General features: G+C 68.1%; 18 protein-coding genes and 1 tRNA gene. 2 read left to right on the top strand and 17 right to left on the bottom strand.

The features are described from left to right. Positions 1–93 precede the first annotated feature (93 nt). The 15 genes from tuf to ACIQOU_RS21655 all read right to left on the bottom strand — a co-directional run bounded on the left by tuf (position 94) and on the right by ACIQOU_RS21655 (position 19,041). The gene (gene tuf, locus ACIQOU_RS21725) at positions 94–1,287 is read right to left on the bottom strand and encodes an elongation factor Tu (protein ID WP_401538434.1); all 1,194 of its coding nucleotides are present in this window, start codon (positions 1,285–1,287) and stop codon (positions 94–96) included. A gap of 165 nt (positions 1,288–1,452) precedes the next feature. After that, the gene (fusA, locus tag ACIQOU_RS21720) at positions 1,453–3,579 is read right to left on the bottom strand and encodes an elongation factor G (RefSeq protein WP_401538433.1); all 2,127 of its coding nucleotides are present in this window, start codon (positions 3,577–3,579) and stop codon (positions 1,453–1,455) included. A gap of 39 nt (positions 3,580–3,618) precedes the next feature. Beyond that, positions 3,619–4,089, bottom strand: coding sequence for a 30S ribosomal protein S7 (rpsG, locus tag ACIQOU_RS21715; protein WP_003974303.1), 471 nt, complete (start codon positions 4,087–4,089; stop codon positions 3,619–3,621). 2 nt (positions 4,090–4,091) lie between these two features. Beyond that, complete coding sequence (gene rpsL / locus ACIQOU_RS21710; protein ID WP_003948652.1) at positions 4,092–4,463, bottom strand: 30S ribosomal protein S12; 372 nt, start codon at positions 4,461–4,463, stop codon at positions 4,092–4,094. 687 nt (positions 4,464–5,150) lie between these two features. Then, the gene (locus ACIQOU_RS21705; protein ID WP_401538602.1) at positions 5,151–5,657 is read right to left on the bottom strand and encodes a DUF1707 and DUF4190 domain-containing protein; all 507 of its coding nucleotides are present in this window, start codon (positions 5,655–5,657) and stop codon (positions 5,151–5,153) included. 163 nt (positions 5,658–5,820) lie between these two features. After that, complete coding sequence (locus ACIQOU_RS21700; protein ID WP_401538432.1) at positions 5,821–9,720, bottom strand: DNA-directed RNA polymerase subunit beta'; 3,900 nt, start codon at positions 9,718–9,720, stop codon at positions 5,821–5,823. Between the two features lie 94 nt (positions 9,721–9,814). Further along, complete coding sequence (gene rpoB, locus ACIQOU_RS21695; protein WP_401538431.1) at positions 9,815–13,300, bottom strand: DNA-directed RNA polymerase subunit beta; 3,486 nt, start codon at positions 13,298–13,300, stop codon at positions 9,815–9,817. A gap of 558 nt (positions 13,301–13,858) precedes the next feature. Continuing rightward, positions 13,859–14,242 carry a 50S ribosomal protein L7/L12 gene (rplL, locus tag ACIQOU_RS21690; RefSeq protein ID WP_401538601.1) on the bottom strand — a complete coding sequence of 128 codons (384 nt, stop codon included), beginning with the start codon at positions 14,240–14,242 and terminating at the stop codon, positions 13,859–13,861. A 125-nt stretch (positions 14,243–14,367) separates the two neighbouring features. Next, positions 14,368–14,898 (bottom strand): 50S ribosomal protein L10, encoded by a 531-nt coding sequence (gene rplJ / locus ACIQOU_RS21685; protein WP_401538430.1) that lies wholly within the window; start codon positions 14,896–14,898, stop codon positions 14,368–14,370. 287 nt (positions 14,899–15,185) lie between these two features. After that, positions 15,186–16,031, bottom strand: coding sequence for a hypothetical protein (locus ACIQOU_RS21680; RefSeq protein WP_401538429.1), 846 nt, complete (start codon positions 16,029–16,031; stop codon positions 15,186–15,188). A 152-nt stretch (positions 16,032–16,183) separates the two neighbouring features. Then, positions 16,184–16,909, bottom strand: a complete 726-nt coding sequence (rplA, locus tag ACIQOU_RS21675; protein ID WP_401538428.1) for a 50S ribosomal protein L1 — start codon at positions 16,907–16,909, stop codon at positions 16,184–16,186. 85 nt (positions 16,910–16,994) lie between these two features. Next, positions 16,995–17,429, bottom strand: a complete 435-nt coding sequence (gene rplK / locus ACIQOU_RS21670; RefSeq protein ID WP_005481290.1) for a 50S ribosomal protein L11 — start codon at positions 17,427–17,429, stop codon at positions 16,995–16,997. A 172-nt stretch (positions 17,430–17,601) separates the two neighbouring features. Next, complete coding sequence (gene nusG, locus ACIQOU_RS21665; RefSeq protein WP_401538427.1) at positions 17,602–18,495, bottom strand: transcription termination/antitermination protein NusG; 894 nt, start codon at positions 18,493–18,495, stop codon at positions 17,602–17,604. Positions 18,496–18,575: 80 nt separating this feature from the next. Then, positions 18,576–18,860: a preprotein translocase subunit SecE gene (secE, locus tag ACIQOU_RS21660; protein ID WP_401538426.1), complete on the bottom strand. Its 285-nt coding sequence runs from the start codon at positions 18,858–18,860 to the stop codon at positions 18,576–18,578. A 108-nt stretch (positions 18,861–18,968) separates the two neighbouring features. Beyond that, positions 18,969–19,041, bottom strand: a tRNA-Trp gene (locus tag ACIQOU_RS21655). A 291-nt stretch (positions 19,042–19,332) separates the two neighbouring features. Between ACIQOU_RS21655 and ACIQOU_RS21650 the strand changes: the two genes are divergently transcribed. Both ACIQOU_RS21650 and ACIQOU_RS21645 read left to right on the top strand, forming a co-directional pair. Next, entirely contained in the window at positions 19,333–20,559 is a 1,227-nt protein-coding gene (locus ACIQOU_RS21650) for a pyridoxal phosphate-dependent aminotransferase (protein WP_401538425.1), read from the top strand. A 142-nt stretch (positions 20,560–20,701) separates the two neighbouring features. Then, entirely contained in the window at positions 20,702–21,739 is a 1,038-nt protein-coding gene (locus ACIQOU_RS21645) for an adenosine deaminase (RefSeq protein ID WP_401538424.1), read from the top strand. Positions 21,740–21,750: 11 nt separating this feature from the next. Here the strand turns inward: ACIQOU_RS21645 and ACIQOU_RS21640 are convergent, their stop codons facing one another. Beyond that, positions 21,751–22,806, bottom strand: coding sequence for a UDP-N-acetylmuramate dehydrogenase (locus ACIQOU_RS21640; RefSeq protein WP_401538423.1), 1,056 nt, complete (start codon positions 22,804–22,806; stop codon positions 21,751–21,753). Positions 22,807–23,665: 859 nt separating this feature from the next. Continuing rightward, the gene (locus tag ACIQOU_RS21635; protein ID WP_401538422.1) at positions 23,666–25,105 is read right to left on the bottom strand and encodes a DHA2 family efflux MFS transporter permease subunit; all 1,440 of its coding nucleotides are present in this window, start codon (positions 25,103–25,105) and stop codon (positions 23,666–23,668) included. Positions 25,106–25,112: the final 7 nt, after the last annotated feature.

Here is a 25,112-nt window from a genome sequence, read left to right as displayed (position 1 = left end):
CGCCCGCATGCGAAAGGGCCCGTACGACCGAAGTCGTACGGGCCCCTTCAAGGAGCTTCAGCTCAGGCTGGAGCTACCGGGTCCAACCCGAGATCACTTGGTGATCTTGGTGACCTGGCCGGCGCCGACGGTCCGGCCACCCTCACGGATGGCGAACTTCAGGCCCTCTTCCATGGCGACGGGCTGGATGAGCTCCACCTTCATCTCGGTGTTGTCACCCGGCATGACCATCTCGGTGCCCTCGGGGAGGGTCACGACGCCGGTCACGTCCGTCGTACGGAAGTAGAACTGCGGGCGGTAGTTGTTGAAGAACGGGGTGTGACGGCCACCCTCGTCCTTCGACAGGATGTACGCCTGCGCCTCGAACTCGGTGTGCGGCGTGACCGAACCCGGCTTGATGATGACCTGGCCGCGCTCGACGTCCTCGCGCTTGATGCCACGGAGGAGCAGACCGACGTTCTCACCGGCCTGGCCCTCGTCGAGCAGCTTGCGGAACATCTCGATACCGGTGACCGTGGTGGTGGTCTTCTCGGTCTTGATGCCGATGATGTCGACGGTCTCGTTGACCTTCAGGACACCACGCTCGATACGGCCGGTGACGACCGTACCGCGACCGGTGATCGTGAAGACGTCCTCGATCGGCATGAGGAACGGCTTGTCGACGTCACGCTCGGGCTGCGGGATGTTCTCGTCCACGGCGGCCATGAGGTTGAGGACCGACTTGCCCCACTCCTCGTCGCCCTCAAGGGCCTTGAGGGCGGAGACCTTGACGACCGGAAGGTCGTCGCCCGGGAACTCGTACTCGGAGAGCAGCTCGCGCACCTCAAGCTCGACGAGCTCCAGGATCTCCTCGTCGTCCACCATGTCGGCCTTGTTCAGGGCGACGACGATGTACGGGACGCCGACCTGGCGGGCCAGGAGCACGTGCTCCTTGGTCTGCGGCATCGGGCCGTCGGTGGCCGCGACCACGAGGATGGCGCCGTCCATCTGCGCCGCACCCGTGATCATGTTCTTGATGTAGTCCGCGTGACCCGGGCAGTCGACGTGGGCGTAGTGACGGGTCTCCGTCTGGTACTCGACGTGCGCGATCGAGATCGTGATACCGCGCTGGCGCTCCTCGGGAGCCTTGTCGATCTGGTCGAAGGCCGAGGCCTCGTTCAGGTCCGGGTACGCGTCGTGCAGCACCTTGGTAATGGCGGCCGTGAGGGTCGTCTTACCGTGGTCGATGTGACCGATGGTGCCGATGTTGACGTGCGGCTTAGTCCGCTCGAACTTCGCCTTCGCCACTGGGGTCCTCCTGTGGAGTGGTTCTGGTACGCCTTACTTGGACGGCGCCAGGTGATCTTTGCTGTCAAAGCCCGGGCCCGGGGCATTCACCCACAGACGGTGAGGAATGTGGGTGAATGCCTCTGGAGGCTCGGGGTCAAGCCTACGGCGTGTGAACGCGGTGCGTTACTCGCCCTTGGCCTTCGCGATGATCTCCTCGGCGACGTTCCGCGGAACCTCGGCGTAGGAGTCGAACTGCATCGAGTAGCTCGCGCGACCCGACGTCTTGCTGCGGAGGTCACCGACGTAGCCGAACATCTCCGAGAGGGGCACGAGGCCCTTCACGATGCGAGCACCGTGGCGCTCCTCCATGGCCTGGATCTGGCCACGGCGGGAGTTGATGTCACCGATGACATCGCCCATGTAGTCCTCGGGCGTGGTCACCTCGACGGCCATCATCGGCTCAAGGAGCACGGGGGACGCCTTGCGGGCACCCTCCTTGAAGGCCTGCGAACCGGCGATCTTGAACGCCAGTTCGGAGGAGTCGACCTCGTGGTAGCCACCGTCGAGAAGCGTGACGCGGACGCCGGTCATCTCGTAGCCGGCCAGGATGCCGAACTGCATGGCCTCCTGCGCACCGGCGTCGACCGAAGGGATGTACTCCTTCGGGATGCGACCGCCGGTCACCTTGTTCACGAACTCGTAGGAGGTGTCGCCACCCTCGATCGGCTCGATCGCGATCTGCACCTTGGCGAACTGACCGGTACCACCGGTCTGCTTCTTGTGGGTGTAGTCCACGCGCTCGACGGCCTTGCGGATCGTCTCGCGGTACGCGACCTGCGGCTTGCCGACGTTGGCCTCGACCTTGAACTCACGGCGCATCCGGTCGACCAGCACCTCAAGGTGCAGTTCGCCCATGCCGCCGATGATGGTCTGGCCGGTCTCCTCGTTGGTGTGAACCTGGAAGGAGGGGTCCTCCTCCGCGAGACGCTGGATGGCGACACCCAGCTTCTCCTGGTCACCCTTGGACTTGGGCTCGATCGCGACCTGGATCACCGGCGCCGGGAAGTCCATGGACTCCAGGATGACCGGCTTCTTGTCGTCGGACAGCGTCTCACCGGTGGTGGTCTGCTTCAGGCCCATGACGGCGACGATGTCACCGGCGCCCACCGACTCGATCTCCTCACGCTTGTTCGCGTGCATGCGGTAGATCTTGCCGATGCGCTCCTTCTTGCCCTTGACGGAGTTCAGCACCGCGGTGCCGGACTCCAGGCGACCGGAGTAGATCCGGACGAAGGTGAGCTTGCCGAGGTGCGGGTCGCTCATGATCTTGAACGCGAGCGCCGCGAGGGGCTCCTCGTCCGACGGCCTGCGCTTGACGACGACCTCGGGGTCCTTGACGTCGTGGCCCTCGATGGCCTCGACGTCGAGCGGGGTCGGCAGGTAGCGCACCACGGCGTCGAGCAGGGGCTGAACGCCCTTGTTCTTGAACGCGGTACCGCAGAACACGGGCGTGACCGTGACACCGTCGGACTTGCCGGACGAGATCGTGATGCCGCGGACCGCGGCGTACAGCTGCTCCTCGGTGGGCTCCTGGCCCTCCAGGAACAGCTCCATGATCTCGTCGTCGTAGTCGGCGACGGTCTCGACGAGCTTGTTCCGCCATTCCTCGGCGGCCTCGGTGTGCGTGGCCGGGATGTCGACGACGTCGTACATCTCGCCCTTCGCCGCCTCGGCGGACCACACGAGCGCCTTCATGCGGACGAGGTCCACGACGCCCTGGAAGTCGGCCTCGGCACCGATCGGCAGCTGCATCACGATCGGCACCGCGCCCAGGCGGCTGGAGATCATGTCGACGCAGCGGTGGAACTCGGCGCCGGTACGGTCCAGCTTGTTCACGAAGCAGATGCGCGGCACGCCGTAACGGTCGGCCTGACGCCACACCGTCTCGGACTGCGGCTCGACACCGGCGACACCGTCGAACACCGTGACGGCACCGTCGAGGACGCGCAGCGAGCGCTCCACCTCGACCGTGAAGTCGACGTGGCCCGGGGTGTCGATGATGTTGATCGTGTAGTCGTCGTCCTCAAGCGGCCAGTGACAGGTGGTGGCAGCAGAGGTGATCGTGATGCCACGCTCCTGCTCCTGCTCCATCCAGTCCATGGTGGCGGCGCCGTCGTGGACCTCGCCGATCTTGTACGAGACGCCGGTGTAGAACAGAATCCGCTCGGTGGTGGTCGTCTTGCCCGCGTCGATGTGGGCCATGATCCCGATGTTGCGGACCTTGGCCAGGTCAAGTGAAGTGGTAGCCATAAGGCTTGCGTCTTCTCTCGGTCTCGATGTGGGTAGCGACTACCAGCGGTAGTGCGCGAAGGCCTTGTTGGACTCGGCCATCTTGTGCGTGTCCTCGCGCTTCTTGACGGCCGCACCGAGGCCGTTCGAAGCGTCGAGAAGTTCGTTGAGCAGACGCTCGGTCATGGTCTTCTCGCGACGGGCGCGGGAGTAACCGACGAGCCAGCGCAGCGCCAGGGTGTTGGCACGACCGGGCTTGACCTCGATCGGCACCTGGTAGGTCGCGCCACCGACACGGCGGGACTTGACCTCAAGCGTCGGCTTGATGTTTTCGAGAGCGCGCTTCAGCGTGATGACCGGGTCGTTGCCGGTCTTCTCGCGAAGGCCCTCCATGGCGCCGTAGACGATGCGCTCGGCGGTGGAGCGCTTGCCGTTCAGCAGCACCTTGTTGATGAGGGAGGTCACCAGAGGAGAGCCGTAGACCGGGTCGATGATGACCGGGCGCTTCGGGGCGGGGCCCTTACGAGGCATTCTTACTTCTCCTTCTTGGCGCCGTAGCGGCTGCGGGCCTGCTTGCGGTTCTTGACACCCTGGGTGTCGAGCGAGCCGCGGATGATCTTGTAGCGAACACCCGGCAGGTCCTTCACACGGCCGCCGCGCACGAGCACGATCGAGTGCTCCTGCAAGTTGTGTCCCTCACCCGGAATGTAGGCGGTGACCTCGATCCCGCTGGTCAGACGCACACGCGCGACCTTACGCAGGGCCGAGTTCGGCTTCTTCGGGGTGGTCGTGAACACACGCGTGCAGACGCCACGACGCTGAGGGGAACCCTCAAGTGCGGGCGTCTTGTTCTTCTCGACCTTGTCCTGCCGGCCCTTACGGACCAGCTGCTGGATCGTAGGCACTACTTCTCCGGTTTCTGTGTGCCGATAGGTAAAGCTAACCTGGAACATCTCCGACCCACGCGGTCGGGTGTGTCGAACCCGGCAGACCCCCGCCGCGAGGCGGGAAGAGCACGGATCACGGTGGCCGCTCACAGCTCAACGTGCGGTTGAAGGCACGCACGAGAGCCAGGGCACACCCCAGGCACAAGGTCTGAGCGTACCTACCTCATTCGCTGCGGTCAAAACAAACGAACCGCCCCCGCTTCATCCCAATGTCACACCCCCAGACCACCGCCCCCGTCAACCCCCAGAGCACGTCAGAACTGTGACCCACACGACTCAACCCCGCACCCATCCCCCAGGGCCGCGGGGCCGTGACATGTGCGGCTCCGCCGCGCGGGCGCGACCACCCACGACGGACCGGCACCCAAAACTCAACCCCAGCCCCCATCCCCCCAGGGGCGCGGGGCCGTGACATGTGCGGCTCGGCCGCGCGGGCGCGACCACCCACGACGGACCGGCACCCAAAACTCAACCCCAGCCCCCACCCCACCCCAGGGGCGCGGGGAACTGCGCGACAAGCCCCCACCGGCCCGCAGCCGAAACTCAAGGCCCGCCCACCCCAGGGGCGCGGGGAACTGCGCATCCCGCCACGCCCTCAGCCGGCTGACGAGGCTCAGGGAAAACCTCCCGGCGACAAAGGCGTCCTCAGCCGGCCAGCACCGCAACCATCAGCAACGCGACGAGCAACAACGCCCACCCCGCCACCGACACCCACCCCAGAACAAGCCCGGCCAACGCCAACCCCTCACCCCCCTCACCGGTCCGCCGAATCTCCGCCCGGGCGGCATGCCCAAGCACCACCGCGGGCACCCCGGTGAGCCCCGCCGTGAACACCGTGAGCACCCCACACGCCACCGCCCCCACCGCCTTGCCGTTGGTAGGAGGAGCCGGCACCGGCAGAAACGTACGCGGCACGCCCTGCAAGGCCATCTGCTGCGGCACGGGCCCATTCGGCAGGTCGGCGACCAGCAGGGCCAGCTCCCCGACCGTACGGGCCGCGTACGCCCGCCCCACCCGCCGTTCGAACTCGGGTTTCTCCAGGCGCCCTTCCCCGTACCCGGCTCTGAGGACGTCCACCGCCCGCTCTCGGTCGGCGTGCGAGGCCAGCATCGAGGGCACGGCCCCGGCCTGCCACGGCGTCGGCACGGACACGGGCACCACCCCCAGGGTGTCGGAGTGTCTCCATCATCCTCCAACGCCCCGCTTTCGGCACCGGTTCCCGGCCATCCCCCCGCACCCCCGCCGGGCCCCACGCACGCCGAAGGGCGGCCACCCCGAAAGGTGACCGCCCTCCTGCGTCGTTCAAGCAACCCGCTTACTGGTTGTACGGACCGTAGTCGTAGTCCTCCAGCGGAACGGCCTGGCCGGAGCCCGTGCCGAACGGCGAGTAGTCGATGTCGTCGTAGCCGACGGCCGAGTACATCGCGGCCTTGGCCTCTTCGGTCGGCTCCACCCGGATGTTGCGGTAACGGGACAGACCCGTACCGGCCGGGATGAGCTTACCGATGATGACGTTCTCCTTGAGGCCGATGAGGCTGTCGGACTTGGCGTTGATCGCCGCGTCCGTCAGCACTCGGGTCGTCTCCTGGAAGGAGGCGGCCGACAGCCAGGACTCCGTCGCCAGCGAGGCCTTGGTGATACCCATCAGCTGCGGACGACCGGAGGCCGGGTGACCGCCCTCCTGGACCACGCGACGGTTCTCGGTCTCGAACTTCGAGCGCTCCACCAGCTCGCCGGGCAGCAGCTCGGCGTCGCCGGACTCGATGATCGTCACGCGGCGCAGCATCTGCCGGATGATGATCTCGATGTGCTTGTCGTGGATCGACACGCCCTGCGAGTTGTAGACCTTCTGGACCTCGCCGACCAGGTGGACCTGGACGGCACGCTGACCCAGGATGCGCAGCACGTCGTGCGGGTTGGTGGCACCCACGGTGAGCTTCTGGCCCACCTCGACGTGCTCGCCCTCGCTGACCAGGAGCCGGGCACGCTTCGAGATCGGGAACGCCGTCTCGTCGCTGCCGTCGTCCGGGGTGATGACGAGCTTCTTGGTCTTCTCGGTCTCCTCGATCCGGACGCGTCCGGAGGACTCGGAGATCGGGGCGACACCCTTCGGCGTACGGGCCTCGAACAGCTCGACGACACGGGGCAGACCCTGGGTGATGTCGTCACCGGCCACACCACCGGTGTGGAAGGTACGCATCGTCAGCTGGGTACCGGGCTCACCGATGGACTGGGCGGCGATGATGCCGACCGCCTCACCGATGTCGACCAGCTTGCCGGTGGCCAGCGAACGGCCGTAGCACATGGCGCAGGTGCCGACGGCGGACTCGCAGGTCAGGACCGAGCGGGTCTTGACCTCGGAGACGCCGTACTTGACCAGTTCGTCGATGAGGACGTCGCCGAGGTCGGTGTTGGCCGGGGCCAGCACCTTGCCGTCGACGGTGATGTCCTCGGCCAGCGCACGGGCGTACACCGACGTCTCGACGTTGTCCGCCTTGCGCAGCACGCCGTCCGCGCCGACCTCCGCGATGTGCAGCTTGAGGCCGCGCTCGGTGCCGCAGTCCTCCTCGCGGATGATGACGTCCTGGGAGACGTCGACCAGACGACGGGTGAGGTAACCGGAGTCGGCGGTCCGCAGCGCGGTGTCCGCCAGACCCTTACGGGCACCGTGGGTGGAGATGAAGTACTCCAACACGGACAGGCCCTCACGGAACGAGGCCTTGATGGGACGCGGGATGGTCTCGTTCTTCGCGTTCGACACCAGACCACGCATACCGGCGATCTGCCGCATCTGCATCATGTTTCCTCGGGCACCCGAGTCAACCATCATGAAGATGGGGTTCGTCTTGGGGAAGTTCGCGTTCATCGCCTCGGCGACCTCGTTGGTCGCCTGCGTCCAGATCTGGATGAGCTCCTGCGTGCGCTCTTCCTTGGTGATCAGACCGCGCTCGTACTGCTTCTGGACCTTCTCGTCCTTGGCCTCGTACCCGGCGACGATCGCCCGCTTCGCGTCGGGGACGACGATGTCGGAGATGGCCACGGTGACGCCGGAGCGGGTGCCCCAGTAGAAGCCGGCCGCCTTCAGGTTGTCGAGCGTCGCCGCCACGATGACCTTGGGGTAGCGCTCGGCCAGGTCGTTGACGATCTCGCCGAGCTGCTTCTTGCCCACCGAGTAGTCGACGAACGGGTAGTCCTCGGGCAGCAGCTCGTTGAAGAGCGCCCGGCCCAGCGTGGTGCGCAGCCGGAAGCTGTCACCCTGCTGCCACTCGGGCTCGCCCTCCTCGCGGGCCGGCGGGGTCCAGCCGCGCGGCGGGATGGTGCCCACCGGGAAGCGGATGTCGACGGCCGACTGGAGCGCCAGCTCGCCGGCGTCGAACGCCATGGTCGCCTCGGCGGTCGAGCCGAACGCGCGGCCCTCCCCCTTGACGTCACGGAGTTCACCGTCGGTGGTGAGGAAGAACAGACCGAGGACCATGTCCTGGGTCGGCATCGTCACCGGACGGCCGTCGGCGGGCTTGAGGATGTTGTTCGAGGACAGCATCAGGATGCGGGCCTCGGCCTGCGCCTCCGCGGAGAGCGGCAGGTGAACGGCCATCTGGTCACCGTCGAAGTCCGCGTTGAACGCGGTGCAGACGAGCGGGTGGATCTGGATGGCCTTGCCCTCGACCAGCTGCGGCTCGAAGGCCTGGATGCCCAGGCGGTGCAGGGTGGGCGCGCGGTTCAGCAGCACCGGGTGCTCGGCGATGACCTCTTCGAGGACGTCGTACACGACGGTGCGGCCGCGCTCGACCATGCGCTTGGCGCTCTTGATGTTCTGCGCGTGGTTCAGGTCGACCAGGCGCTTCATCACGAACGGCTTGAACAGCTCCAGGGCCATGGCCTTGGGCAGACCGCACTGGTGCAGCTTCAGCTGCGGGCCGACGACGATGACGGAACGCGCCGAGTAGTCGACTCGCTTGCCGAGCAGGTTCTGACGGAATCGACCCTGCTTGCCCTTGAGCATGTCGCTCAGGGACTTCAGCGGACGGTTGCCGGGGCCCGTGACGGGGCGACCGCGACGGCCGTTGTCGAAGAGGGCGTCGACCGCCTCCTGGAGCATGCGCTTCTCGTTGTTGACGATGATCTCGGGGGCGCCGAGGTCGAGAAGCCGCTTCAGGCGGTTGTTGCGGTTGATCACGCGGCGGTACAGGTCGTTCAGGTCGGAGGTCGCGAAGCGGCCACCGTCCAGCTGCACCATCGGACGCAGGTCCGGCGGGATGACCGGCACGCAGTCCAGCACCATGCCCTTGGGGCTGTTGCTGGTCTGAAGGAACGCGGAGACGACCTTGAGGCGCTTGAGCGCGCGGGTCTTCTTCTGGCCCTTGCCGGTGCGGATGATCTCGCGGAGGCGCTCGGCCTCTTCGTCGAGGTCGAAGGACTCCAGGCGCTTCTGGAGCGCGGCGGCGCCCATCGAGCCGTCGAAGTAGGTGCCGAAGCGGTCTCGCAGCTCGCGGTAGAGCAGCTCGTCGCCTTCGAGGTCCTGGACCTTGAGGTTCTTGAAGCGGGTCCACACCTCGTCGAGGCGGTCGATCTCGCGCTGCGCACGGTCGCGCAGCTGCTTCATCTCGCGCTCGGCACCTTCGCGCACCTTGCGGCGCACGTCGGCCTTGGCGCCCTCGGCCTCCAGCTCGGCCAGGTCGGTCTCAAGCTTCTTGGCGCGGGCCTCCAGGTCGGAGTCCCGGCGGTTCTCGACCTGCTGCCGCTCGACGGAGACGTGCGCCTCCAGGGAGGGCAGGTCGCGGGTGCGGCGCTCCTCGTCGACGAACGTGATCATGTACGCCGCGAAGTAGATGACCTTCTCCAGGTCCTTCGGAGCGAGGTCGAGGAGGTAGCCGAGGCGCGACGGAACGCCCTTGAAGTACCAGATGTGGGTGACGGGGGCGGCCAGTTCGATGTGGCCCATCCGCTCACGACGCACCTTGGCGCGAGTGACCTCGACGCCGCAGCGCTCGCAGATGATGCCCTTGAAGCGGACACGCTTGTACTTGCCGCAGTAGCACTCCCAGTCCCGGGTCGGACCGAAGATCTTCTCGCAGAAGAGTCCGTCCTTCTCGGGCTTGAGCGTGCGGTAGTTGATCGTCTCGGGCTTCTTGACCTCGCCGTGGCTCCACTGACGGATGTCGTCAGCGGTGGCCAGGCCGATCCGGAGCTCGTCGAAGAAGTTGACGTCGAGCACTATGCGTCAATCCCTCTCAGGGTTGTAAGTCTTGGGGTCTGAAACGGGGGTCCTGGGGCCGGAGGCCTTCTGGGCGAAGGCCTCCGGACTCCCGTCAGACCTCTTCGACGCTGCTCGGCTCGCGCCGGGACAGGTCGATGCCGAGCTCCTCCGCAGCGCGGAAGACATCTTCGTCGGTGTCACGCATCTCGATGGACATACCGTCACTGGACAGCACCTCCACGTTCAGGCAGAGCGACTGCATCTCCTTGATGAGGACCTTGAAGGACTCGGGGATGCCGGGCTCGGGGATGTTCTCGCCCTTGACGATCGCCTCGTAGACCTTCACGCGGCCGGTGACGTCGTCGGACTTGATGGTGAGCAGCTCCTGGAGGGCGTAGGCCGCGCCGTACGCCTCAAGGGCCCACACCTCCATCTCGCCGAATCGCTGGCCACCGAACTGCGCCTTACCACCCAGCGGCTGCTGGGTGATCATCGAGTACGGGCCGGTCGAACGCGCGTGGAGCTTGTCGTCGACCAGGTGGTGCAGCTTGAGGATGTACATGTACCCGACCGAGATCGGGTCCGGGAACGGCTCACCGCTGCGGCCGTCGAACAGCCGCGCCTTGCCGGACGGGAGCACCATGCGCTCGCCGTCGCGGTTGGGGATGGTGTGCTGGAGCAGACCCGCGAGCTCGTCCTCGCGGGCACCGTCGAAGACCGGGGTCGCGACGTTGGTGCCGGGGTCGACCTGGTCGGCGCCGATCACCTGGAGGCGTTCGGCCCACTCGTCGGCGAGCCCGGAGACGTCCCAGCCGCGGCTGGCGAGCCAGCCGAGGTGGATCTCCAGGACCTGACCGGGGTTCATTCGGGACGGCACACCGAGCGGGTTGAGGATGATGTCGACCGGGGTGCCGTCCTCCAGGAACGGCATGTCCTCGATCGGCAGGATCTTCGAGATGACGCCCTTGTTGCCGTGCCGGCCGGCGAGCTTGTCACCGTCGGTGATCTTGCGCTTCTGCGCCACGTACACGCGCACCAGCTGGTTGACGCCGGGGGGAAGCTCGTCGCCCTCTTCGCGGTCGAAGACGCGGACGCCGATGACCTTGCCGATCTCGCCGTGCGGCACCTTCAGCGAGGTGTCGCGCACTTCGCGCGCCTTCTCACCGAAGATCGCGCGGAGCAGGCGCTCCTCCGGGGTCAGCTCGGTCTCACCCTTGGGCGTGACCTTGCCGACCAGGATGTCGCCGGCGACGACCTCGGCACCGATGCGGATGATGCCGCGCTCGTCGAGGTCGGCGAGGACCTCCTCGGAGACGTTCGGGATGTCCCGGGTGATCTCCTCGGGGCCGAGCTTGGTGTCACGGGCGTCGACCTCGTGCTCCTCGATGTGGATCGAGGAGAGGACGTCGTCCTGCACGAGGCGCTGCGACAGGATGATCGCGTCCTCGTAGTTGTGACCCTCCCACGGCATGAACGCCACGAGCAGGTTCTTGCCCAGGGCCATCTCGCCGTTCTCGGTGGCCGGACCGTCGGCCAGGACCTGGCCCTCGATGATCCGGTCGCCCTCGTTGACGATGACCTTCTGGTTGACCGAGGTGCCCTGGTTGGAGCGGGCGAACTTGGCCAGGCGGTACGTGATGTACGTGCCGTCGTCGTTGGTGGTGGTGATGTAGTCGGCGGAGACCTCCTGGACCACGCCGGCCTTCTCGGCCTTGACGACGTCACCGGCGTCGACGGCGGAGCGGTACTCCATGCCGGTGCCGACCAGGGGCGCCTCGCTCTTGATGAGCGGAACGGCCTGACGCATCATGTTCGCGCCCATGAGGGCACGGTTGGCGTCGTCGTGCTCCAGGAAGGGGATCATCGCGGTGGCGACGGACACCATCTGGCGGGGCGAGACGTCCATGTAGTCGACGTCGTCACCGGGGACGTAGTCGACCTCGCCGCCACGACGGCGGACCAGGACGCGGTTCTCGGTGAACCGCAGGTCGTCGTTGAGCGTGGCGTTGGCCTGCGCGATGACGAAGCGGTCCTCCTCGTCGGCGGTCAGGTAGTCGACCTCGTCGGTGACGACACCCTCGACGACCTTGCGGTACGGGGTCTCGACGAAACCGAACGCGTTGACCCGGCCGTAGGAGGCGAGCGAGCCGATCAGGCCGATGTTCGGGCCTTCGGGGGTTTCGATCGGGCACATGCGGCCGTAGTGCGAGGGGTGCACGTCACGGACCTCGAAGCCGGCCCGCTCACGGGAGAGACCACCCGGGCCAAGAGCCGACAGACGGCGCTTGTGGGTGAGACCCGACAGCGGGTTGTTCTGGTCCATGAACTGCGACAGCTGGCTGGTGCCGAAGAACTCCTTGATGGAGGCGACGACCGGCCGGATGTTGATCAGGGTCTGCGGCGTGATCGCCTCGACGTCCTGCGTGGTCATGCGCTCGCGGACGACGCGCTCCATCCGGGCCAGGCCGGTACGGACCTGGTTCTGGATGAGCTCGCCGACGCTGCGCAGACGACGGTTGCCGAAGTGGTCGATGTCGTCGGTCTCGACGACGATCGCGTCACCGCTGTCGCCGACCGTCTCGGTCTCGCCGGCGTGCAGCTTCACCAGGTACTTGATCGACGAGATGATGTCCTCGACGGTCAGGATGCCGGCGTCGAGCGGGGCGTCGGCGCCCAGCTTCTTGTTGACCTTGTAGCGGCCGACCTTGGCGAGGTCGTAGCGCTTCGGGTTGAAGTAGAGGTTCTCCAGCAGGGTCTGGGCGGCCTCCCGGGTGGGGGGTTCGCCCGGACGCAGCTTGCGGTAGATGTCGAGCAGCGCGTCGTCCTGGCCCTGGGTGTGGTCCTTCTCCAGGGTGGCGCGCATCGACTCGTACTCGCCGAACTCCTCAAGGATCTGCTCGGTGGTCCAACCGAGGGCCTTGAGGAGGACGGTGACGGACTGCTTGCGCTTGCGGTCGATGCGGACACCGACCATGTCGCGCTTGTCGATCTCCATCTCCAGCCAGGCACCCCGGGACGGGATGATCTTGGCGGAGAAGATGTCCTTGTCGGACGTCTTGTCGATGCTGGAGTCGAAGTAGACACCGGGGGAACGGACCAGCTGCGACACCACGACACGCTCGGTGCCGTTGATGACGAAGGTGCCCTTGTTGGTCATGAGCGGGAAGTCGCCCATGAAGACCGTCTGGGACTTGATCTCACCGGTCTCGTTGTTCGTGAACTCCGCGGTGACGAAGAGCGGTGCGGCGAACGTGAAGTCGCGCTCCTTGCACTCGTCGATGCTGTTCTTCGGCGGCTCGAAACGGTGGTCGCGGAAGGTCAGCGACATCGACCCGGAGAAGTCCTCGATCGGGGAGATCTCCTCGAAGATCTCCTCCAGACCGGACTTGGTGGGGACGTCCTGACCGGACTCCAGAGCCGCCTCGACTCGACCCTTCCACGCGTCGTTGCCGAGCAGCCAGTCGAAGCTCTCGGTCTGCAGCGCAAGAAGGTTCGGAACCTCGAGGGGCTCCTTGATCTTTGCAAAGGAAATGCGCAGCGGGGCGGTGCTGGCAGCGTTGTTCGTATTCGCGGTCGAGGCAGTGCGCGAGGCGGCCAAGAGGGGGTCCTTCCGAGGGCTCGGACTCACTACGCGCGTACCGGCCCCCCACTCGACACACAGCGGCAGAAATCCCAGCTCAGGGAGATCGGGCCGTCGTTGCTCAAGTGAGGGTATGCCCCTGGTGACGGGCAGGGGACAGCTAACAGGCAGCGCAAAGGGTCAGTGTAGCCACTCGGCACACTGATGTCCAGCCCCGGTTTTCTGTAACCCTCGTTGTCCTCAACTGCTCTCGGCTGCTTGCCCTCATCGCACGGTGATACTGCCCTCTTCGTCGCCGATCCATGCCTCGGATTCGGATCGTTGTGACGACGCGTCCTGAGAATTGCGCGCTGCGTGCGGTTCGTCAAGGCCCCCCTGCCCGAACCAGGGGTGTCCGGAGACACGACGAAGATCACCATACCCCTCGTGCGAAGGGCCGCAAGGCAACCGCGGGCGCGCCTCCAGGAACGCCGAAAAGCGACCACCCGGATGGATGATCGCTCTTCGATGCGTTCGCGTTACAGCCCTCTCGGGCCGCGTTCAGCGCACGAGGTTCCGGACGGGTCCGGAGAGGTGTTACTTGACCTCGACGGAGGCGCCGGCGCCCTTGAGGGACTCGGCGGCCTTCTCCGCGGCTTCCTTGGTGACCTTCTCGAGAACGGGCTTCGGGGCGCCGTCCACGAGGTCCTTGGCCTCCTTCAGACCCAGCGAGGTCAGCTCACGCACGACCTTGATGACCTGGATCTTCTTCTCGCCGGCGCCGGTGAGGACGACGTCAAACTCGTCCTGCTCCTCGACGGCCTCGGCGGCGGCGGCCGGACCGGCCGGGCCGGCGACGGCGACGGCGGCAGCGGCGGTGACGTCGAACTTCTCCTCGAACGCCTTCACGAACTCGGAGAGCTGGATGAGGGTCATGCCCTCGAACTCGGCGAGCAGTTCGTCCTGGGTGAGAGCCATGATGGCTTCCCTTCAGTGATTCGGCAGGTGCCGTGTGTACATGTCTGGCGGGCGTACGTTCGGCCCGCTGCGACCGTGTCCCGGGAGGCTCAGCGCCTCGTCAGGCCGCGGTCATGTCGCGAGCCGAGTTACTCGGCACCGCCCTGCTCTTCTTGCTTGGCACGGAGCGCGTCCACGGTGCGGACGAGCTTCGAGGGAAGCGCCTGGAAGAGCTGCGCAGCCTGAGTCTGCTTGCCCTTGAAGGCACCCGCCAGCTTGGAGAGCAGAACCTCGCGGGACTCAAGGTCCGCGAGCTTCTTGATCTCGTCGGCGGACAGCGCCTTGCCGTCAAGGACACCGCCCTTGATGACGAGGTTGGGGTTGTCCTTGGCGAAGTCACGAAGACCCTTCGCCGACGTCACCGGGTCACCGGTGATGAAGGCGACCGCCGTCGGACCGTTGAACAGGTCGTCGAGCGTGGAGATCCCGGCCTCGTTGGCCGCAATCTTCGTCAGCGTGTTCTTCACCACGGCGTACTGGGTGTCTTCACCGAGCGAACGACGCAGCGTCTTGAGCTGCGCCACGGTGAGACCCCGGTACTCGGTCAGCACGGCAGCGTTCGAGCTGCGGAACTGGTCCGCGAGCTCGGCCACCGCGGCAGCCTTGTCGGGCCTTGCCATAGAGCGTCGGCCTCCTTCCGGGTGATGAGGACCGCGCGGAAGGGGCCGGCAAAAACGAAACGCCCCGGCGCAGGCGCTCGGGGCGTAGCTCGACCGGTCATACGCCGCGTCAGCAGCGCACTCCGGGAGCACATCCACAATCACCTGCGCGGGCCGTCCGCGATTCAGCGGATTCCTTCGGCCACCGCACTCTCTTCCGAAAGCACGGCAACGACCTGCGGTCTTTGGCTTCTCGTGGAGAGTACGCGACCGTGGGACTGTCAAGCAAATCCGCTCCCCGACGGCGCTCAGCCCCCGTCCGGCGCAGCGCTCCGGCCTGTCGTCAGGTCCTTGAAGTCCCCGGTGTCACCGGCCGGCGGACGGGCGACGGAGACCTTCACGCCGTAGTCGCTGTAGTGGGCGGTCTGGCTGTAGGCGCCACTCGCCGTCTCGCCCTTCTCGACCTTCTTGACCAGCAGGTCCCGGCCGTCGACCCAGATCTCGACCCGCTCCTTGGTGACCCCGGCGCGGGTGAGCTGCTCGCGCAGGGCGTCCCGCTCCCGGGTGGCGAGGCCGGTGTGCCGCTCGGCCAGGTCGGCGACGGCCACGGTGCCCGCGTAGTGCGTGGTGTCGACGGCGCCCACCCGCTCGGCGCCGACCCGCTTCAGGTCCCCGGCGGCCAGGAGCAGCTTCACCGCCTGGTCGGGTGTGGTGTCCCGCACCTGGTCGAGGCCGTCGACCTCGGCGTATCCGTACCGTATCCAGTGCTTGCCGCCGGTCTGGGCGGCGAAGGCGTCGCCCATCCGCGCGTAGTAGGCGTCGGGCAGGTACCGGGTCTCCATCGAGGTGCTGCCCAGTCGGCGCATGGTGTCGAGCGCGGTGCCGCCGGTGTAGGTGAGGGTGAACGCACCGGTGAGGCCGTCGCCCCAGCCGAGGGTGCCGTCGGCCCGCAGGGACATCTGGGTGCCGAGGGACGTCGTGGAGCGCACGCGCGCGGAGTCGGCGCCGTCGGTGGCCCGCTCGGCCCGGCGCAGGGCGGCCGTCAGGTGGGCCGGCACGGGGCGGGCGCGGTGGTCGGTGCAGGCGACGGCTCCGGTGAGCGCGGCCGCCACCAGCACGCCCAGGACCCGTCGGCGCAGCCCCGAACCGGTCATTCGCCCCACCCCCGCGTGATCGCCGTTGCCCCGACGGTAACCCAGGGCACTGACACCCGTACACGACGGAGGCGGGCCCCGTACCTCGGAAGGTGCGGGGCCCGCCTCTGGATGTCGCGTCGCTGACGCGGCTACCGGTGCGAGCGCGTGGCTCAGACGGCGGCCGGGTCCTCCTCGGTGAGGAGGTTGCGGGTGCGGTTCGGGTCGATCTGGATGCCGGGGCCGATCGTGGTGCTGATCGCGGCCTTCTTGATGTAGCGACCCTTGGCGGCGGACGGCTTCAGACGGAGGATCTCCTCCAGCGCGGCGCCGTAGTTCTCCACCAGCTTGTCGTCCTCGAAGGAGACCTTGCCGATGATGAAGTGCAGGTTCGAGTGCTTGTCGACGCGGAACTCGATCTTGCCGCCCTTGATGTCGTTGACAGCCTTCACGACGTCGGGGGTGACGGTGCCGGTCTTCGGGTTCGGCATCAGACCACGGGGACCGAGCACGCGGCCGAGGCGGCCGACCTTGCCCATGAGGTCCGGGGTGGCGACGACGGCGTCGAAGTCGAGGCGGCCCTTGGCGACCTCGTCGATCAGTTCGTCGGAGCCGACGATGTCGGCGCCCGCGGCTTCCGCGGCGGCTGCACGGTCACCGGTCGCGAAGACCAGGACCCGGGCGGTCTTGCCGGTGCCGTGCGGCAGGTTCACGGTGCCACGGACCATCTGGTCGGCCTTGCGCGGGTCGACACCCAGGCGGAAGGCGATCTCGACGGTGCCGTCGAACTTGGTGGTGGAGGTCTCCTTGGCGAGACGGACGGCCTCAAGCGGGGCGTAAAGCTTGTCCCGGTCGATCTTGGCGTCCGCAGCGCGGAGAGACTTGCTGCGCTTGCTCACTACTGCTCCAGTGTGTCTTGAGGAGTCGTGGTAGGGGCCGAGCAGGCCCTGCCACGGTGCTACGAAGGTGCTACGGGGCTGGGGATCAGCCCTCGACCGTGATGCCCATGGAGCGGGCGGTGCCGGCGATGATCTTCGACGCGGCGTCCAGGTCGTTGGCGTTCAGGTCGGGGAGCTTGGTCGTGGCGATCTCACGGACCTGCGCCTCGGTGATCTTGGCGACCTTGGTCTTGTGCGGCTCGCCCGAGCCCTTCTCGACACCCGCGGCCTTGAGGATCATCTTCGCGGCCGGCGGCGTCTTGGTGACGAAGGTGAAGGAGCGGTCCTCGTAGACCGTGATCTCCACCGGGATCACCCAGCCACGCTGCGACTCGGTCGCGGCGTTGTAGGCCTTGCAGAACTCCATGATGTTGACGCCGTGCTGACCGAGCGCGGGGCCGACCGGCGGGGCGGGGTTCGCCGCACCGGCGTTGATCTGGAGCTTGATGAGCCCCGTGACCTTCTTCTTCTTGGGAGGCATTGCTCTCCGGGTCCTTTCGATTCGGGTCCCTGCCCGCACCCGGATCACTGCTCCGGAGGCAGGCATACCGCACAACGATAGCGGGTATAGATGCGCGGCCAAAAACCGAGCAGGTCAGGCAGCTGGGGAAGCCTGCCTGACCTGGTCGGAAGCGCGGTGTCCAGAAAGAGCGTCAGTTCTTCTGGATCTGGTCGAAGGACAGCTCGACCGGGGTCTCGCGGCCGAAGATCTCGACGAGGCCCTTGACCTTCTTGGAGTCGGGGTTGATCTCGTTGATGGTCGCCTGCAACGTGGCGAACGGGCCGTCGGTGACGGTGACCGAGTCGCCGACCTCGAAGTCCAGGACCTGGACCTCGACCTTGCGCTGCGGGGCGGGCTTGCCCTCGGCCTCGGCGGCCTCGCGGGCGGCCTTCTCCTCAGCCTCCGGGGCGAGCATCTTGACGATCTCGTCCAGGGTCAGCGGGTACGGGTCGTAGGCGTTGCCCACGAAGCCGGTGACGCCGGGGGTGTTGCGGACGACGCCCCAGGACTCGTTCGTCAGGTCCATGCGCACCAGCACGTAGCCGGGGAGCTTGTTCTGACGGATGGTCTTGCGCTCGCCGTTCTTGATCTGCGCGACCTCTTCCTGGGGCACCTCGGCCTGGAAGATGAAGTCCTCGACGTTCAGCGAGACGGCACGCTGTTCGAGGTTGGTCTTCACGCGGTTCTCGTAACCGGCGTACGTGTGGATGACGTACCACTCGCCGGGCAGGGCGCGCAGCTCGTCGCGCAGGGCCTGGACGGGGTCGACCGGCTCGGTCTCCTCCTCCTCGGCCTCTTCGGCGTCGGCGGCGTCGTCGTCCTCGGTGTCCTCGGTGTCCTGCTCGCCCTCGGCGTCGTCGTCCTCGACGGTCTCGGCGTCGGCCTTCTCGTCGTCGACGTGCAGGGCGGCTTCCTCGGCGGGGGTGCCCGCCGCGGCCTCGGCAGCCTCGAACTCATCCTGCTCGTCCGCGCCCTCGACGATGTCGAGCTCGGCATCGACCGACTCGGCGGGCTCGCGGGAGTCGTTCAGGTTCGGGTCAGACACGATGGCTGCTTCTTCCTGGATACATAGGGGTGGAACATGCGAAAAAGGCGCCGGGTACCTCGGCGCCCTTCGCTCTCGGCTCAGCCGAAGACGTACTTGGCGGCGTGGCCGAGCCCGTAGTCGATCACCGTCACCAGGCCGATCATGACGACCACGAAGACGATCACCACAGTGGTGTACGTGCTCAGCTGGTTACGCGTCGGCCAGACGACCTTGCGGAGTTCGGCGATGACCTGGCGGTAGAAGAGGGCAAGCCTCTTGAACGGACCCTTCTTGGCCCGCTTGCCGCCCTTACGGGCCTTCTTCGAATCCTGTGCCTCGTCCTGGGCATCAGGCGTATCGATGGAGCCCACGGCGTCCGCCATTCGTCCTCACCTGATTCCGGGTCGTGGCCGTGCCGCGCCCGGTTGGAGCCGCACGGCTGTGCATTACTGTACGTACATGCGCACACATCCTGGCGAAGGTGTGTGTAGCAGGGCCGGAGGGACTTGAACCCCCAACCGCCGGTTTTGGAGACCGGTGCTCTACCAATTGAGCTACGACCCTTTGTTGAGCTGTTGCGTCCCCCAACGTACCGCATCCGCCCGAGTGCTCGGTGTGCACCCATTACGGCGCGGCTGCTGAAGGCCAACGAGGTGAGAGTGTACGTGCTCCGGAGCCCCTCGTCGAACAGAAAGCGCCCGTAGGGGGCTTGGCGGCGGAAGATCGCCGGGGGCGCGCTGAAGATCCACCAGGCCATCGCCCGATTCCGGACGCGTGTTCAGTGAGCGACCCCTGGTTGTTCAGTCCGTGAAACCCGTGTGCCGGGGAGGTTTCCGGTCTGGAACGATGGGTGCCATGAGCCCTGCAACCCCTCCCACCGAGCGCCGGGTCTCCGCCCGAGTCGGCGCGATCTCCGAGTCCGCCACTCTCGCCGTGGACGCCAAGGCGAAGGCCCTCAAGGCCGCCGGGCGCCCGGTGATCGGCTTCGGCGCCGGTGAGCCCGACTTCCCGACTCCGGACTACATCGTCGACGCGGCCGTCGAGGCCTGCAAGAACCCGAAGTACCACCGGTACACGCCGGCCGGCGGGCTGCCTGAGCTGAAGGCCGCGATCGCCGCGAAGACGCTGCGCGACTCCGGCTTCGAGGTCGACGCCTCCCAGGTCCTGGTGACCAACGGCGGCAAGCAGGCCATCTACGAGGCCTTCGCCGCGATCCTCGACCCGGGCGACGAGGTCATCGTCCCGGCGCCGTACTGGACGACGTACCCGGAGTCGATCCGGCTGGCCGGCGGTGTCCCGGTGGAGGTCGTCGCCGACGAGACGACCGGCTACCGGGTCTCCGTCGAGCAGCTGGAGGCGGCCCGCACCGAGCACACCAAGGTGCTGCTCTTCGTCTCGCCGTCCAACCCGACCGGCGCCGTCTACACGCGCGCGCAGATCGAGGAGATCGGCCGCTGGGCCGCCGAGAAGGGCCTGTGGGTCCTGACCGACGAGATCTACGAGCACCTGGTCTACGGCGACGCGGAGTTCCACTCGCTGCCGGTGGTCGTGCCGGAGCTGGCCGACAAGACCATCATCGTCAACGGCGTCGCCAAGACGTACGCGATGACCGGCTGGCGGGTGGGCTGGGTGATCGGCCCGAAGGACGTGGTCAAGGCCGCGACCAACCTCCAGTCGCACGCCACGTCCAACGTCTCGAACGTCGCCCAGGTGGCCGCCCTCGCCGCCGTCTCCGGCGACCTCGCCGCCGTCGAGAAGATGCGCGAGGCCTTCGACCGGCGCCGCCGCACGATGGTGCGGATGCTCAACGAGATCGACGGCGTCCTCTGCCCGGAGCCCGAGGGCGCGTTCTACGCGTACCCGTCGGTCAAGGAGCTGCTCGGCAAGGAGATCCGCGGCAAGCGTCCGCAGGACTCGGTCGAGCTGGCCGCGTTGATCCTGGAGGAGGCCGAGGTCGCGGTCGTCCCGGGCGAGGCCTTCGGTACGCCGGGGTATCTGCGGCTGTCGTACGCCCTGGGTGACGAGGATCTCGTCGAGGGTGTCAGCCGGCTCCAGAAGCTCCTCGCGGAGGCCAAGAGCTGACGTTTTCGCGCTCCACGCGTGCGTGCGGGGCTCTGCCTGCTCTCAAGAGTGGGTGGGGCCCCGTTCCGTTTGTCCGTGCGAGGTAGGCCACGTCCGGGCAATCTGGTCCCGGGAGGGGTCCGACATACGGCAGGATCTTGGGATGGAGCGTGTACGTGATGTCTCTGAGCTGCCGAAGGCCCATCTGCATCTGCACTTCACGGGTTCGATGCGGCCGACCACCGTCCTGGAGCTGGCCGACAAGTACGGCGTGCGGCTGCCGGACGCCCTGACCGAGGCGCTGACCGGCGGCGAGCCGCCGCGGCTGCGGGCGACGGACGAACGGGGCTGGTTCCGTTTCCAGCGCCTCTACGACGCCGCCCGGTCCTGTGTGCGGGAGCCCGACGACATCCGGCGGCTGGTGCGCGAGGCCGCCGAGGAGGACGTGCGGGACGGCTCGGGGTGGCTGGAGATCCAGGTCGACCCGACGTCGTACGCGCCGCGGCTCGGGGGGCTGATCCCGGCCCTGGAGATCATCCTGGACGCGGTCACGACGACGTCCCGTGAGACCGGGCTCGGTATGCGGGTGCTGGTCGCCGCGAACCGGATGAAGCACCCGCTGGAGGCCCGCACGCTGGCCCGGCTCGCGGTGCGCTACGCGGACCAGGGCGTGGTCGGCTTCGGTCTGTCGAACGACGAACGGCGCGGTATGGCGCGGGACTTCGACCGGGCCTTCCACATCGCCCGGGAGGGTGGCCTGCTGTCGGCCCCGCACGGCGGCGAGTTGACCGGCCCGGCCTCGGTCCGTGACTGTCTGGACGACCTGGGCGCCGCCCGGATCGGCCACGGCGTGCGGGCCGCCGAGGACCCCCGGCTGCTGAAGCGGCTGGCCGACCGGGGCGTGACCTGCGAGGTGTGCCCGGCGTCGAACGTCGCCCTCGGCGTCTACGAGAAGCACGAGGACGTGCCGCTGCGCACGCTGTTCGAGGCCGGGGTGTCGCTCGCGCTCGGCGCGGACGACCCGCTGCTCTTCGGTTCCCGGCTGGCCGCCCAGTACGAGATCGCCCGGCGCCATCACGGCTTCACGGACGCCGAGTTGGCGGAGCTGGCCCGGCAGTCGGTGCGGGCCTCGGCGGCCCCGGCGGACGTGAAGGCGACGCTGCTGGCCGGCGCGGACGACTGGCTGTCCCGCCCGGCCTGAACACCGGGTCCCTAGAGGCTGACGCCCACCGTCACCGGTTCGTTGACCAGGGTGACGCCGAAGGCTGCGTGGACGCCGGTGACGACCTCGCGGGCGAGGGCGAGGAGGTCCTCGGTGGTGGCCCGGCCCCGGTTGGTGAGGGCGAGGGTGTGCTTGGTGGAGATGCGGGCGGGGCCGGTGCCGTAGCCCTTGGTGAAGCCGGCCTTGTCGATCAGCCAGGCCGCGGAGGTCTTGGTGCGCCCCTCCCCCGCCGGGTACGAGGGCGGCTCCGTGCCGTCCCCGAGCCGCTCCCGCACGCGTGCGTGGAACGCGGCGAACTCGACGTCGGTGAGGATCGGGTTGGTGAAGAAGGACCCGGCCGACCAGGTGTCGTGATCCTCGGGGTCGAGCACCATGCCCTTGCCCGCCCGCAGCTTGAGGACGGTCTCGCGCGCGGTGGCGAGCGGGACGCGGTCACCCGGCTCGACGCCCAACGCGCGTGCCGTCTCGGCGTACTTGAGGGGCGCGGAGAGCCCGTCGGCGTCGTCGAGGCGGAGGCGGACGCGCAGGACGACGTAGCGCTCGGGGTCGGACTTAAAGCGGCTGTGCCGGTAGGAGAAGGCGCACTCCTCGTTCGTCAGCGTGACCGTCTCGCGGGTGGTGCGGTCGTAGGCGACGACCTCGGTGATGACGGAGGAGACCTCCTGGCCGTACGCGCCCACGTTCTGGATCGGCGTGGCGCCCGCCGAGCCGGGGATACCGGCCAGGCACTCGACTCCGGCCAGCCCGGCCTCGACGGTGCGGGCGACGGCGTCGGTCCACACCTCACCGGCGGCCAGCTCCAGCAGCGTGCCGTCCAGGGTGAAACCCCGGGTGGCGATGGCGAGGGCGGTACCGGCGAAGCCCTTGTCACCGACGACCAGATTCGACCCACCGCCGATCAGCAGCAGGGGCGTTCCGCTGTCGTCGGCCTCACGGACAGCGGCGATCACCTCGTCGTCGCTCGTCGCGGTGACCAGCCGATCGGCGGGCCCACCCAGCCGGAAGGTGGTCAGCGGGGCGAGGGGAGCATCGTGAATTTCCTGCACACCCCCAAGACTACGAGACGGCACTGACAACGCCCCGGGAGTGCCACCCACGCAGCCGTGACGGCGACGCCGGTCGGGCCGGGCCCCACGCAGGCGTGACGCCGACACCGGTCGGGCCGGGTCCCACGCAGGCATGACGCCGACACCGGTCGGGCCGGGCCCCACGCGCGCGTGACCGCAGGTCAAGCGGGGACCGTGCCAAGAAGCCGCCGCCGACATCCACGCCTCCCCGGCCCGCGCCGCACGCCCACACGCCGGGACCGTCAGGGCGGCCAACTCGACGACATCCCCGAGGTGCCACCCACGCGCGCGTGACGGCGACGCCGGTTCGGACCGGGCCACGCGCGCGTGCGGGCCGTTGGCAGGAGGCAGCGGTACCCAGCAACGCGGACGCCTCTGGTCTCACCTCGTGCCCCCACGCCCCGGAATTCACCAAGTCGACCAGCACGGCGACGCCCCCCGGACGCCGCCCACGAACACCTACCTGCGCCACCAACCGAAACGGCCCCCACGCGCACGTGTCGTTCGGGAAGCCGCCGTACCTAGAGCCGACGCCCGCGCTTCCCCGGTCCGCGCGGCCCGCCTGCGCCCGGGGTCACCAGGGCAACCAGCACGGCGACTCCCCCAGACCCCACCCACGAACACGTGACCGCCTCACCGGCCAGAAGCCCCCACGCGCACGTGCCGTTCGGGAGACAGCCGCACCTAGGCCGACGCCACGCGTCCTCCTCGGCCCGCGTCACACTCCCGTGCCCCCGGGGGCGTCAACCCGCCCAGCGCCGCAACCCCCGGAGTGCCGCCCACGCGCGCGTGACGGCGACGTCGGTCACAACGCCGCCCACGCGCGCGTGACCGTCGTTCAAGAGGCTGCCGCGCTCACCGGTGGCGTCGGTGTCTCCTGGGTTCGTGGCTCGTTTCCGCGGCCCGGGATCATCAGGGCGGCCAGGGCGGCGAGGCCGACGGTCGCGGCGCCGGTGATCAGGGCGGGGCGTAGTCCGTCGACGAAGGTCTGGCCGGACTGGTAGCCGCCCTGGGACGAGAAGATCGACGCCATGATGGCGACGCCGAGGGCGCCGCCGACCTCGCGCAGGGCGTTGTTGGCGCCGGACGCGATGCCCTGTTCCTCGGGTGGGACGCTGGCCATGACCAGGTGGGCGGAGGGCGCGAAGTAGAGCGCCATGCCGATGCCGCCGAGGATCAGGCCGGGCAGTTGGGTGCCGTAGGAGACGTCGGTGGTGACCGCGGTGGCCATCCAGCCGAGGCCTGCGGCCTGGAGGAAGAGGCCGGTGGCGACGACGGGCCGGCCGCCGACGCGGTCGGCGAGTATGCCGGCGATCGGCGCGACCAGCATCGGCATCCCGGTCCACGGCAGCATCCGGAGGCCCGCCTCGGTGGGCGAGTAGCCGAGCACGCCTTGCAGGAACTGGCTGAGCAGGAAGATCGACCCGAACATGCCGAGGAACATCAGCAGGCTCGCGACGTTGATGCCGGTGAAGGCGCGGGAGCGGAACAGCCGCATCGGGAGCATGGGGTTCTTGGCGCGCAGGCTGTAGGCGACGAAGGCGACGAGCAGGGCGGCGCCGACGGTCAGGCCGGTGAGCACCAGGGAGCCGGTCCAGCCGTCGGCGGGGCCGCGCACCAGCCCGTAGACGATCCCGAAGAGCCCGCCGCTGGCGAGGAGCGTGCCGGGGAGGTCGAGCGGGGCTCCGGTGCCGTAGGACTCGGCGAGGCGCAGCCTGGCGAGCGGGAGCAGGACGATGCCGAGGGGGACGTTGAGCCAGAAGATCCAGTGCCAGGAGGCGTGTTCGGTGAGGCCGCCGCCGATGAGGGGTCCGCAGGCGACCGCGAGGCCGTTGACGGCGCCCCAGATGCCGAACACCATCCCGCGCTTGGCGACCGGCACGGCTGCCGTCAGGAGGGTGAGCGTGAGGGGCATCATGATCGCCGCGCCGATGCCCTGGACCGCGCGGGCGGCGATGAGGCCGTCGATGCCGGTGGCCAGGGCCGCGGCGGCGGACGCGCCGGTGAAGACGGCGAGGCCGGCCAGGAACACCCGGCGGCGGCCGAAGCGGTCGCCGAGCGCGGCGGCGAACATGAGCAGGACGGCGAAGGTGAGCGTGTAGGCGCTCACGGTCCATTCCAGGTCCTCCAGCGCCCCGCCGAGGTCCTCGCGGATGGAGGGCAGCGCGGTGGTGACGACGAGGCTGTCGAGGCTCGCCATGAACCCGGCGCCACTGGTGATGACGAGGGCCCATACGGTCCCCCCGCGATGTGCGGTCTGCTGTGACGCCTGTGGCATCGCTTCC

It is taken from the genome of Streptomyces sp. NPDC091279, from assembly GCF_044757465.1.
Lineage (GTDB): Bacteria > Actinomycetota > Actinomycetes > Streptomycetales > Streptomycetaceae > Streptomyces.
The sequence above is the reverse complement of the archived record's forward strand: the minus strand, read 5'-3'. Positions and strand labels throughout refer to the sequence as shown.